The following is a 9,549-nucleotide window of genomic DNA, read 5'->3' as shown; positions in this document are numbered from 1 at the left end:
GGCTGTGGTTCTGGCTGGGCGGCGCGATGGTGCGGGCGGGCTCGGTGGCGGTTGCGAGTGGGGCTGCGAGCGGGGCCGCCGTGGCGGGCGCATCGCCCACGATCACCGGGGCGACCTTGCCATTGGCCTCGCGGGCCACTTCGTCCAATTCGGCACGGAACTGCTGCACCGGTTCTTGCAATGACGCGTGGGTTTCGTTCAGCGACTGCTGCACGCCCTGCGCGGCATCTTCCATTTCGCTTTTGAATTTGCGCAGCTCGTCGATTTCGATTTCGCGCTGGATATCGGACTTCACGTCGTTGACGTAACGCTGCGCGCGCCCCAGCAGGTGACCGACGGTGCGGGCAACCTTGGGCAGGCGTTCGGGGCCAATGACGATCAAGGCGACGACGCCGATCACCATCAGTTCAGTGAGGCTGACATCAAACATTCGACGGCCGCTCGGGAATTGAAGCAATAAGGGCCGGCCCCGTTCGGGGCGGGCCCGGGAGACGAGCCGGGGCTCAGGAGTTGGTCTTTTCCTTGGCTTGCACGTCGATGGTTTCACCGGACACGCGCTGTTGCGCGATCGGGTCGGCGGGCTTGTCGCCGTTGGCGTCCTTCATGCCTTCCTTGAAACCCTTCACCGCACCGCCCAGATCCGAGCCGATGTTGCGCAGTTTCTTGGTGCCGAAAATCAGCGCCACGATAACCAGAACGACCAACCAATGCCAAATGCTGAAACTACCCATGATGTTTCTCCGAATTACGCGGTGGGGGCCACGCGTCCTTTCCAGGGTCGCGAGCCGCCGATGATGTGGAAATGCAAATGCGGGACTTCCTGGCCGCCTTCGACGCCAGAGTTGATCATGATGCGAAATCCGCCATCAGGGCCCGGACGGCAACCGTTTTCGGCTGCTAGCCGCGGCGCCAACGACATCATTCTACCCAACCAACCTGCGTCCTCGGCCGTAATATCCTGCATGGATGTGACATGACGTCGAGGGATCAGCAGCAAATGTACCGGTGCTGCCGGATTGATATCGTGAAATGCAACAAAGTCCTCGTCTTCAAAGACCTTCTTGGACGGGATGTCGCCAGCGGCGATCTTGCAAAAAAGACAGTTGTCGCTCATTTTCCGGGCTCCGGGGTCAGTCTTTGGGGCGGCTGGCTTTTTCCGCCAGGCCCGACAGGCCTTCGCGGCGGGCCAATTCGGCCAGCACGTCTTCCGGCCGCAGCTTGAAGTGCGTCAGCGCGACCAGGCAGTGAAACCACAGGTCGGCCGTTTCACTGACGATGCGGTCCGGCACGCCGTCTTTCGCGGCCATGACCAGTTCCGTGGCTTCTTCACCGATTTTCTTCAGGAAGGAATCCGGGCCCTTGGCCAGCAGCTTGGCGGAATAGGACGCGGCCGGGTCGCCGCCGTTTTCAGGACGGCGGGTTTCCAGCGTGTCGGCGATGCGCGCCAGGATATCGGCGGCGCTTAGCGTTTGATCGGTCATTTGTAGATCAGTTCGGGGTCTTTCAGCACCGGGTCAACCGTGACCCAGGATGCCTGGTCCGTCGGCCCTTCCAGGCGGCGGAAAAAACAGCTGGCGCGCCCGGTGTGGCAGGCGATGCCGCCTTCCTGGTGCACTTTCAGCAAGATCACATCGCCGTCGCAATCCAGGCGCAATTCGTGCACTTCCTGCACGTGGCCCGACTCTTCGCCCTTGCGCCACAGGCGCCGACGCGAACGCGACCAGTACACGGCGCGGCCGGTGGCGGCCGTTTCGGCCAGCGATTCGCGGTTCATCCAGGCGACCATCATGATCTGGCCGTTCTCGGCATCTTGGGCGATGGCGGGGATCAGGCCGTTTTCGTCAAAGACGACGTCGGCCATCCAGGCGGGTTCAGTGCTCATCATTAATCCAACCGTACGGAAATGCCTTGTTCGGCCATGAAGCGCTTGCACTCGCCAACGGTGTGCTGGCCAAAGTGGAAGATGCTGGCGGCCAGCACGGCGCTGGCGCGGCCGGTGGTGACGCCATCGGCCAGATGTTGCAGGTTGCCCACGCCGCCGGAGGCGATGACGGGCACCGGCACGGCGTCGGATACGGCGCGCGTCAGTTCCAGGTCAAAACCGGACTTGGTGCCGTCGCGGTCCATGCTGGTCAAGAGGATTTCGCCCGCGCCGTAGGCGGCCATGCGGCGTGCCCAGGCCACGGCGTCCAGCCCGGTGGCCTTGCGGCCGCCATGGGTGAAGACTTCCCAGCGCGCGGGTTCGCCATCGGCCGACACGCGCCGCGCGTCAATGGCCACCACCACGCATTGCGAGCCGTGGTAGTCGGACGCGGCGCGCACCAGTTCCGGATTGGCCACGGCCGCGCTGTTGATGCTGATCTTGTCGGCGCCGGCGTTCAGCAGGCGCTGGATGTCGGACACCTGGCGCACGCCGCCACCCACGGTCAGCGGGATGAAAACCTGCGACGCCACCTGCTCGATGATGGGCAGGATCAGGTCGCGGCCGTCGCTGGTGGCGGTGATGTCCAGGAACGTCAGTTCGTCCGCGCCCTGCTCGTTGTAGCGGCGGGCGATCTCGACGGGGTCACCCGCGTCCAGCAGGTTGACGAAGTTCACGCCTTTGACGACGCGGCCGGCGGTGACGTCAAGGCAGGGGATGATGCGGCGGGTCAGCGCGCTTGCTACGGGCGCGCCGGCCTCGGTGCTGCTGCGAGAGAGGGTCATTTTGCCAATTCGTCGGCGCGCGCCTGCGCGGCTTGGAAATCCAGCGTGCCTTCGTAGATGCTGCGGCCCAGGATGGCGCCTTCGACGCCCTCTTCCTCGACGGCGCACAGGGCTTCGATGTCCTGGATGCCGGCGATGCCGCCCGAGGCGTAAACGGGGATGCGCACGTGTTGGGCCAGGCGCACCGTGGCTTCGACGTTGACGCCCGACAGCATGCCGTCACGGCCGATGTCGGTGTAGATGATGGCTTCGCAGCCGTAATCTTCGAACTTCTTGGCCAGGTCCAGCACGTCGTGGCGGGTCAGCTTGCTCCAGCCGTCGGTGGCGATCTTGCCGTCGCGGGCGTCCAGGCCAACGATGATCTGGCCGGGGAAAGCACCGCAGGCGTCTTGCAGGAAGCCCGGGTTCTTGACCGCGGCGGTGCCGATGATCACGTAGGAGATGCCGGCATCAAGGTAGCGTTCGATGGTGTCGAGGTCGCGAATGCCGCCGCCGATCTGGACGGGGATGTCGTCGCCGACGGCTTCCAGAATGGCCTTGATAGGCGCTTCGTTCTTCGGCTTTCCGGCAACGGCGCCGTTCAGGTCGACCAGATGCAGGCGGCGCGCGCCTTGGTCGAGCCAACGGGTGGCCATGGCGGCGGGGTCTTCGGAGAACACCGTTGCATCGTCCAGGTCACCCTGGCGCAGGCGCACGCAGCGCCCGTCTTTGAGATCGATGGCGGGGATCAGCAGCATGGTGGGCAGCAAAAAAGAAAGAGGGGTTGAATGGGCTGGCGCTGTCGGCTCTAGGCCTACGGCTGCCAGTCTACAAAATTGCGATACAGGCGCAAACCGTGCTCGGCGCTCTTTTCGGGGTGGAACTGCACCGCGAAAATGTTAGCCGCCGCCACTGCGCAGGTAAAGGCGACGCCGTAATCGGTTTCACCAACTGTCAGGCCGGAATCGTCCGGATCGGCGTAATAACTATGGACGAAATAGAAGTGCGTGTCGTCCGGAATGCCGTCCCAGATGGGATGAGAGCGCGTCTGGCGGACTTTGTTCCATCCCATGTGCGGCACTTTCAGGCGCTCGGGGCGCGTGTCGGCCAGGCCCGCGTCGCCGGTATCGGCCAGGCAGGCTTCGTCATCGGCGGGGATCAGGTCGGCAAAACGGGGGCCCGAAAAGCGGCGCACCACACCCGGAAACAGGCCCAGGCACGAGGTGCCGCCTTCTTCGCTGGAATCAAACAGCATCTGCTCGCCCACGCACACGCCCAACAGGGGTTTGTTGCGGGCGGCGCGCACAACGGCTTCGCGCAGGCCGGATTCATTCAGGGTCCGCATGCAGTCCGCCATCGCGCCCTGTCCGGGAAACACCACGCGGTCGGCCGCGTCGATGTCTTTGGGCTGGTTGCAGATGCGGACGTCCGCGTCGGGGGCGGCGAACTTCAGGGCGCGTGCGACGGAATGGAAATTACCCATTCCGTAATCGACGATGGCGATAGTGGTCACTTCTTTTGCCTGCTGCGGTGGGGGTTGGCGAACGTTACAGCACGCCCTTGGTGGACGGCACCACGTCGCCCATGCGCGGGTCGACTTCCATGGCCATGCGCAGGGCGCGGCCACAGGCCTTGAACACGGTTTCGGCCTGATGGTGGGCGTTGAAGCCGCGCAGGTTGTCGATGTGCAGCGTGATCAGCGCGTGGTTGACCAAACCCTGGAAGAACTCACGCGTCAGGTCTACATCGAAATTGCCGATGTGGGCGCGCGTGAAGGGGATGTGATATTCCAGGCCTGGGCGGCCCGAAAAGTCCACCACGACGCGCGACAGCGCTTCGTCCAGCGGCACGTACGCGTGGCCGTAGCGGCGCAGGCCCGCCTTGGTGCCGACCGCCTTGGCGATTGCCATGCCCAGCGTGATGCCGACGTCTTCCACCGTGTGGTGCGCGTCGATGTGCAGGTCGCCCTCGGCCTTGATGTCCAGGTCGATCAGACCGTGGCGCGCGATCTGGTCCAGCATGTGGTCCAGGAATGGCACGCCCGTGTCGATCGTCTGCTTGCCGGTGCCGTCGATGTTGATGGCCACGCGGATGCGGGTTTCGTTGGTGTTGCGGGTGATCTCTGCGGTACGCATGTTAAGCACTCAAAATCTCTTGCAGGGCAGCCAGCAAGGCGGCGTTCTCGGCCGGGGCGCCCACCGAAATGCGCAGGCAGTTTGCCAGGAGCGGATGGGCGTTGGAAAAGTTGCGAATCAATATTTTGCGCGTTTTCAGCGCAAGATGCACGGCGTTGCCGTCCAGCTTGCCGGAAAAGCGGGCGAGTACGAAGTTGCCGGCGGAAGGGAATACCCTGACGCCCGGCAAGGCGGCCAGCGCGGCGGCCAGCGGTTCGCGGTCGGCGCGCAGGCGCGCGGCCTGTTTGTCCAGCACGGGCTTGTGGCGCAACACCGCCATCAGCGTGGCTTGCGTCAGCACGTCCAGGTTGTAGGGCGGGCGCAGCTTGTTCAGCTCGGCGATCCAGTCGGGATGACCCGCCAGGTAGCCGAAACGCAGGCCCGCCAGGCCGATCTTGGACACCGTGCGCATGACGACCACGTTGGGCGCGTCCAGCACGCGCGGCATCCAGGTGCGGTCGGCAAAAGGCTGGTACGCCTCGTCCAGCACCACCAGCCCGGGGGCGGCGGCGATGATGGCCTGCACGTCTTCGTCCGACCACAGGCCACCGGTGGGGTTGTTGGGCACGGCCAGGAACACCACCTTGGGTTGGTGTTCGCGGATGGCGGCCAGCATCGCCGGCAGGTCCAGGGTCAGGTCGTCGGTCAGCGGCACGCCGACAAAGCGGGCGTGGTCAAAGCGCGCCGCCATGTCGAAATAAACGAACGACGGCCACGGCGACAACACCACGTCGCCCGGGTTGCAGCAGGCCTGGACGACGATGTGGATCAGCTCGTCCGAGCCGTTGCCGAACAGCACGTCGGCCGCGTCGGGCACGCCGAAGCCGGCTTTCACCGCCTGCTGCAAGGCAGAGAGGTCAGCGGCAGGATAGCGGTTCAGCGGTGTGTCGCGCACGGCGCGGGCGATGTCGTCGCGCACCACGTCGGGCAATTCATACGGGCATTCCATCGCGTCCAGCTTGATGCAGCCATCCGCGTTGGCGACCGGGTAGGCGGCCAGCGCGCGGATATCCGCGCGCACGGTGCCTTCGATGCGGCCAGCGACGCCTGCCGCCGGGGCCGCGCTCATGGTTTGTCGACCCGGTACTGGGCGCTGGCGGCGTGCGCTTGCAGGCCCTCGCCCAGCGCCAGCTCGGCGGCGATGCGGCCCAGCGTCTGCGCGCCCTGGTGCGACACCTGGATCAGGCTGGAACGCTTTTGGAAGTCGTACACGCCCAGCGGCGATGAAAAGCGCGCGGTGCGGGACGTGGGCAGCACGTGGTTGGGGCCCGCGCAGTAGTCACCCAGCGCTTCCGAGCTGAAACGGCCCATGAAGATGGCGCCGGCATGGCGGATCTTGGCGGTCCAGATTTCGGGCTGCTCGGTGGAAATTTCCAGGTGTTCGGGCGCGATGTCGTTGGCGATCTGGCAGGCTTCTTCCAGGCTCTGGACCTGGATGAGCGCACCGCGATTGGCCAGGCTGACGCGCAGGATGTCGGCGCGCGGCATCGTGGGCAACAGGCGCGCGATGGCGGCTTCCACTTCTTCGATGAACGCGGCGTCCGGGCACAGCAGGATGGACTGCGCCAGTTCGTCGTGCTCGGCTTGCGAGAACAAATCCATGGCGATCCAGTCGGCCGGCGTCTTGCCGTCGCAGATGACCAGGATTTCGCTGGGGCCGGCGATCATGTCGATGCCCACCACGCCGAACACGCGGCGCTTGGCGGCGGCCACATAGGCGTTGCCCGGGCCCACGATCTTGTCCACGGCGGGCACGGTGTCCGTGCCGTAAGCCAGCGCGCCCACGGCTTGCGCGCCGCCGATGGCGAAGACGCGGTCCACGCCACCAATGGCGGCCGCGGCCAGCACGATGGGGTTGCGCACACCGTCGGGCGTGGGCGTGACCATGATCAGTTCCTGCACGCCCGCCACCTTGGCGGGAATGGCGTTCATCAGCACCGACGACGGATAGGCGGCCTTGCCGCCCGGCACGTACAGGCCCACGCGGTCCAGCGGCGTGACCTGCTGGCCCAGCAGCGTGCCGTCGGCTTCGGTGTAGGTCCAGGTTTCAGCGCGTTGGCGCTCGTGGTAGGCGCGCACGCGGTCGGCGGCGGCTTCCAGCGCGTTGCGCTGCGCCGTGGGCAGCGTGGCCAGCGCGGCGTGCCAGTCGGCCTTGGGGATTTCAAGCGTGTCGGCGGATGCGCCGGGCATGCGGTCAAAGCGCTGGGTGTATTCCACCAGCGCGGCATCGCCGCGCGCGCGCACGTCAGCCAGGATGCCGGCGGCGGCACGGTCGATGGACTCGTCCTCGGTGGCCTCGAAAGCCAGCAGCTTGGACAGGGCGGATTTGAATCCGGGATCGCGGGAATCAAGACGATTGATCAGGGCCATGGCGTCATGCAGCAAAGCGGAAAGCGGCCGCCGCGTTATCGCGGCGGGCGGGGGTCAGGCGTTGCGGGAGGCGGCTCTTTCGAAGGCGTCCAGCAAGGGTTGCAGGCGGGCGCCGCGAGTCTTGAGCGCGGCCTGGTTGACGATCAGGCGCGATGAAATCGGCATGACGTCTTCGACCGCGACCAGGTCGTTGGCGCGCAGCGTGCCACCGGTGGACACCAGGTCCACGATGCAGTCGGCCAGGCCGACCAGCGGCGCCAATTCCATCGAACCATACAGCTTGATGATGTCCACGTACACACCCTTGGCCGCGAAGTGTTCACGGGCTGAGTGCACGTATTTGGTGGCGACGCGCAGACGCGCGCCCTGGTGCACCGCGCCTTCGTAGTCAAAGCCGTTGCGCACGGCCACGGCCAGACGGCACTTGGCGATGTTCAGGTCGATGGGCTGGTACAGGCCGCCGGGCTGTTCCTTGGCGTGCTCGATCAGCACGTCCTTGCCCGCGATGCCCAGGTCCGCCGCGCCGTATTGCACGTAGGTGGGCACGTCCGAGGCGCGCACGATGATCAGGCGCAGGCCGGGGTCGCTGGTGGGCAGGATCAGCTTGCGCGAGCTTTCCGGGCTTTCCGTGACTTCGATGCCGGCTTCGGCCAGCAACGGCATGGTTTCTTCAAAAATCCGGCCCTTGGACAGCGCCAGGGTCAGGGGCTTCATCGTGGCATTGTTCATTGCCGGGCAGCCTCAAAATGAACGGACCCACTCGGGGGGCAGCAAGCCGAAGGCGCAGCCTGGGGGCTATTACCTTTCATGCCTGTTCCTTGCCGGTCACGCGTTGGATATTCGCGCCCAGGGCGCGCAGTTTCACTTCCATCTGGTCGTAGCCGCGATCCAGGTGATAGATGCGGTCGACCAGCGTATCGCCGTCGGCCGCCAGGCCGGCGATGACTAGGCTGGCGGACGCGCGCAGGTCGGTGGCCATGACGGTGGCGCCCGACAGGCGCTTCACGCCCCGCACCACGGCGGTGTGGCCGTCGATGTCGATGTCGGCGCCCATGCGGCGCAGTTCCTGCACGTGCATGTAGCGGTTCTCGAAGATCGTTTCGACGATGACCGAGGTGCCGTCCGCCACGGCGTTCAGCGCCATGAGCTGGGCCTGCATGTCGGTGGCGAAGCCCGGGTATTCGTGCGTGCGAAAGCCCACGGACTTGGGGCGCGCGGACATGGCGCCGCGTATCCAGTCGGGGCCGGTTTCGATCGTCAGGCCGGCTTCGGTCAGCTTGTCCAGCGTGGCGCCCAGAATGGCGGGGTCGGTGTTCTTCAGCAGGATGTCGCCACCGGCCGCGCCCACGGCACACAGGAAGGTGCCGGCTTCGATGCGATCGGAAATGACGCGGTGTTCGGCGCCATGCAGGCGTTCAACGCCGTCGATCACGATGCGACCGGTGCCGTGCCCCTGGATGCGTGCGCCCATCTTGATGAGCAGCTCGGCCAGATCCACGATTTCCGGTTCGCAGGCGGCGTTTTCAAGCACGGTCTGGCCGTCGGCCAGCACGGCGGCCATCAGCAAATTTTCGGTGCCGGTGACGGTGACCATGTCGGTGCGCACGGAGGCGCCCTTCAGGCGCTTGGCGCGCGCCACGACAAAGCCGTGTTCGATGCTGATCTGCGCGCCCAGCGCGGCCAGGCCCTTGATGTGCTGGTCGACGGGGCGCTGGCCGATGGTGCAGCCGCCGGGCAGGCTGACGCGCGCCTCGCCAAAGCGCGCCAGCAGCGGACCCAGCACCAGGATCGATGCGCGCATCGTCTTGACCAGTTCGTAGGGCGCTTCCAGGTTGTCGACGCGGTTGGCCTGCAAGGTGACGATGCCGTCGGCCCCGCGTTCGGCCTGCACGCCCATGCGCGCCAGCAGGCGCAGCATCGTGGCGGTGTCGTTCAGGTGCGGCACGTTGGTCAGCGTCAGCGCGTCGGCCGTCAGCAGGCCGGCGCACAGGATCGGCAGCGCGGAATTCTTGGCGCCGGATATCGAGACTTCGCCGTGTAGCGGCGAGCCGCCGGTAATGCGCAATTTATCCATTACTTGCCTGCTTGCTGGTATTCGTCAGGTGTCAGCGTGCGCATCGACAGTGCGTGGATCTCGGCCTTCATGCGGTCGCCCAGCGCGGCATAAACCATTTGGTGGCGCTGGATCAGGCGTTTGCCTTCAAAGGCGGCGCTGACGATGACGGCGTCGAAATGCGAGCCGTCGCCTTGCACGTCAAGATGTTCACAGGACAGGCCGTCCGCGATGTATTGGCGGACTTGCGCGGGAGTGGGAAGCATG

General features: G+C 65.6%; 14 protein-coding genes. All 14 read right to left on the bottom strand.

The window, feature by feature from the left end; all coding sequences use genetic code 11:
• Positions 1 to 430: Sec-independent protein translocase protein TatB (gene tatB / locus YH64_RS07830; RefSeq protein WP_143215281.1), on the bottom strand; the 430-nt coding region annotated here is incomplete at its 3' end.
• 73 nt (positions 431 to 503) lie between these two features.
• On the bottom strand, positions 504 to 731 hold the full coding sequence (gene tatA / locus YH64_RS07825) for a Sec-independent protein translocase subunit TatA (RefSeq protein WP_046805260.1): 228 nt from the start codon (positions 729 to 731) through the stop codon (positions 504 to 506).
• A 14-nt stretch (positions 732 to 745) separates the two neighbouring features.
• Positions 746 to 1,114 carry a histidine triad nucleotide-binding protein gene (locus YH64_RS07820; protein WP_046805261.1) on the bottom strand — a complete coding sequence of 123 codons (369 nt, stop codon included), beginning with the start codon at positions 1,112 to 1,114 and terminating at the stop codon, positions 746 to 748.
• 16 nt (positions 1,115 to 1,130) lie between these two features.
• Positions 1,131 to 1,481, bottom strand: a complete 351-nt coding sequence (locus tag YH64_RS07815) for a phosphoribosyl-ATP diphosphatase (RefSeq protein ID WP_046805262.1) — start codon at positions 1,479 to 1,481, stop codon at positions 1,131 to 1,133.
• The gene (gene hisI / locus YH64_RS07810) at positions 1,478 to 1,882 is read right to left on the bottom strand and encodes a phosphoribosyl-AMP cyclohydrolase (protein ID WP_046805263.1); all 405 of its coding nucleotides are present in this window, start codon (positions 1,880 to 1,882) and stop codon (positions 1,478 to 1,480) included. The genes YH64_RS07815 and hisI overlap by 4 nt, the downstream gene beginning before the upstream one ends.
• A gap of 2 nt (positions 1,883 to 1,884) precedes the next feature.
• Positions 1,885 to 2,706, bottom strand: coding sequence for an imidazole glycerol phosphate synthase subunit HisF (gene hisF / locus YH64_RS07805; RefSeq protein WP_104144700.1), 822 nt, complete (start codon positions 2,704 to 2,706; stop codon positions 1,885 to 1,887).
• Positions 2,703 to 3,443: a 1-(5-phosphoribosyl)-5-[(5-phosphoribosylamino)methylideneamino]imidazole-4-carboxamide isomerase gene (gene hisA, locus YH64_RS07800; RefSeq protein WP_046805342.1), complete on the bottom strand. Its 741-nt coding sequence runs from the start codon at positions 3,441 to 3,443 to the stop codon at positions 2,703 to 2,705. The genes hisF and hisA overlap by 4 nt, the downstream gene beginning before the upstream one ends.
• A 56-nt stretch (positions 3,444 to 3,499) precedes the next feature.
• On the bottom strand, positions 3,500 to 4,198 hold the full coding sequence (locus YH64_RS07795) for an imidazole glycerol phosphate synthase subunit HisH (protein ID WP_120153433.1): 699 nt from the start codon (positions 4,196 to 4,198) through the stop codon (positions 3,500 to 3,502).
• A gap of 34 nt (positions 4,199 to 4,232) precedes the next feature.
• On the bottom strand, positions 4,233 to 4,820 hold the full coding sequence (gene hisB / locus YH64_RS07790; RefSeq protein ID WP_006216836.1) for an imidazoleglycerol-phosphate dehydratase HisB: 588 nt from the start codon (positions 4,818 to 4,820) through the stop codon (positions 4,233 to 4,235).
• A gap of 1 nt (position 4,821) precedes the next feature.
• Positions 4,822 to 5,928, bottom strand: a complete 1,107-nt coding sequence (gene hisC, locus YH64_RS07785; RefSeq protein WP_046805266.1) for a histidinol-phosphate transaminase — start codon at positions 5,926 to 5,928, stop codon at positions 4,822 to 4,824.
• The gene (gene hisD, locus YH64_RS07780) at positions 5,925 to 7,229 is read right to left on the bottom strand and encodes a histidinol dehydrogenase (protein WP_046805267.1); all 1,305 of its coding nucleotides are present in this window, start codon (positions 7,227 to 7,229) and stop codon (positions 5,925 to 5,927) included. The genes hisC and hisD overlap by 4 nt, the downstream gene beginning before the upstream one ends.
• 54 nt (positions 7,230 to 7,283) lie before the next feature.
• On the bottom strand, positions 7,284 to 7,958 hold the full coding sequence (hisG, locus tag YH64_RS07775) for an ATP phosphoribosyltransferase (RefSeq protein ID WP_046805268.1): 675 nt from the start codon (positions 7,956 to 7,958) through the stop codon (positions 7,284 to 7,286).
• A 76-nt stretch (positions 7,959 to 8,034) separates the two neighbouring features.
• Positions 8,035 to 9,303 carry a UDP-N-acetylglucosamine 1-carboxyvinyltransferase gene (murA, locus tag YH64_RS07770; protein WP_046805269.1) on the bottom strand — a complete coding sequence of 423 codons (1,269 nt, stop codon included), beginning with the start codon at positions 9,301 to 9,303 and terminating at the stop codon, positions 8,035 to 8,037.
• Positions 9,303 to 9,548 (bottom strand): BolA family protein, encoded by a 246-nt coding sequence (locus YH64_RS07765; RefSeq protein WP_046805270.1) that lies wholly within the window; start codon positions 9,546 to 9,548, stop codon positions 9,303 to 9,305. The genes murA and YH64_RS07765 overlap by 1 nt, the downstream gene beginning before the upstream one ends.
• Position 9,549 lies beyond the last annotated feature (1 nt).

Origin of the sequence: Achromobacter sp. LC458 (assembly GCF_001005835.2) — a bacterium.
Lineage (GTDB): Bacteria > Pseudomonadota > Gammaproteobacteria > Burkholderiales > Burkholderiaceae_B > Achromobacter > Achromobacter spanius_B.
The sequence above is the reverse complement of the archived record's forward strand: the minus strand, read 5'-3'. Positions and strand labels throughout refer to the sequence as shown.